The 1,740-nt window shown below is 64.9% G+C and carries 1 protein-coding gene; it reads right to left on the reverse strand.

The annotated features are described in order from the left end of the window. Positions 1-39: 39 nt before the first annotated feature. The gene (locus NF4_RS35930; protein WP_157120805.1) at positions 40-1,278 is read right to left on the reverse strand and encodes an IS110 family RNA-guided transposase; all 1,239 of its coding nucleotides are present in this window, start codon (positions 1,276-1,278) and stop codon (positions 40-42) included. Between the last annotated feature and the right edge of the window lie 462 nt (positions 1,279-1,740).

The raw sequence follows: 1,740 nt of genomic DNA on the forward strand, positions 1-1,740 counted from the left end.
GGGGCTGCTGCACGGATAGACCTCCGATTCCGCTAACTGTCAAGCTGCGGTCGCTGATTCGGGCGCCGGCGGGCGAGGAGGGTGGTCGGCGTAGGCTTTGGCGGGATCGTAGGTCTGGCGTGTTTGCAGGCAGTGGTGGAGCTGGCCGACCATCTTGTTGAACAGGTTGCGGACCGCGGGAGCGTGGCGGTCACCGTGATCGCGGCGGCGCCGGTAGTGCTGTTGGGCGGGGCCTGGAAGGACGACCATGGTGGTGGCCCAGATCCAGCCAACGGCGGCCAAGCGGTCATTTTTGATCCTGCGGTGGGTGATGGAGATACTTTTGCCCGAAGCCCGGGTGACGGGCGCTGATCCGGCGTATGCCTTGAGTGCGCGGGCGTCGGCGAATCGGCGGCGGTCGTCACCGATCTCGGCGAGCATGCGCGCGCCGGTGAGGTCGGCCAGTCCCGGGAAGCTGGTGATGATGGCGTGATCGGGGTGCGTTCTGAATTGTTCGGCCGCAGCCTGTTCCAGCTCGTAAGCGCCAGCGCATGCGGCATTGAGCATCGCCAGTAAGGCGAGGGCCTGCTGACCCATTGCTCGCTCGATCGGTCCGGGTTGCCGCAGCTGCGGCAACCGCATGCTCGTGACGATCCCGGAAGCGAGTTGGTCGATACCACGCTGTCGGCCAGCACGGCGTAGTGCTGCGGCAACTCGCGTCTTGGTCAGTTTCGCTGCCGCAGCAGGTGTCGGTGCGATGGCAAGGATTGCCCGCGTTTCGGGTTTGGCCAAGTTGGTGGCTGAGCGGCCTGCGAAGGTGTCCAGGAATGCCGGGTAGTACTCGCGCAATAGAGATCGCAGTTCGTTGCTGGCTTTCGTGCGTCTCCAGACCGCGTCCTGCTGGGCGCGCGCGAGGACTGCGATGGCTTGAGCCAGTTCACTGTCGGCAGGAAGTCGACGATGCAGATGGGCGTCGACCCGCAAAATGTTGGCCAGGGTCATCGCGTCGGCGTGGTCCGACTTTGCTCGAGCCACTGAATGGCGTTCGCGGTAGCGGGCCACGGCCATCGGGTTGATCGCGAACACCGGCCGCCCGGCGGCGCGCAAACAAGCGACCATGAGCCCCCGTGGGGTCTCGATCGCGACCGGGACCGGGTCGTCGTTCGTGTCGCCCGTTTCGGCCAGCAGCTGGGTCAGCTCCGCGAAACCCGTTGGGTTGTCCGCGATTCGCTTCTTCGCGAGCAGCTTGCCATCTCGGTCGACGATGGCAATATCGTGGTGACCTTCGGCCCAGTCCATGCCACAGTAAATACTCAATCGAGCCCTCCATCAGGTGTATTCCGGTGGCCCAGAACCCCAGCGAGAACGCGCAGCACCCTACTTACGAGCCTCTGTCGGGCTTGCCTCCGATGAGCTGTTCGCGATCCCAGCTCACCCGCACGGCGCCGATCTCTCCCAGAGCTCGAAGCTCACGGATGACGGGGCGTCCGGTCGCGCGGGCCGGCTCGAACCACGAGCAATCACAACCGCTGACGACGGACAGACAGAATCGACACACCGTCTCGATGAGTGTCGCTTCCGTTGCCGCGCCGCGCCGCGCCGCGCCGCGGCTCGGTCCGGCCGCGACGCTCGCGATCTATCCGAAGGACTCGTGGCTCCACGGTGACATCCAGGAGTCGTCGCGACCGGACCTGTTTGAACGATCGCCCAGCAGTGTCTGTTCACTACCCGACAAATCGTTGCGGGATAAGTAGGTGACAT

The sequence above is a fragment of the Nocardia fusca NBRC 14340 genome (genome assembly GCF_001618425.1).
GTDB classification, from domain to species: Bacteria; Actinomycetota; Actinomycetes; order Mycobacteriales; family Mycobacteriaceae; genus Nocardia; species Nocardia fusca.

What these genes read in the sequence shown, in the direction of transcription:
- NF4_RS35930 (WP_157120805.1), bottom strand. Translation starts at nt 1,278, where the DNA reads ATGGACTGGGCCGAAGGTCACCACGATATTGCCATCGTCGACCGAGAT.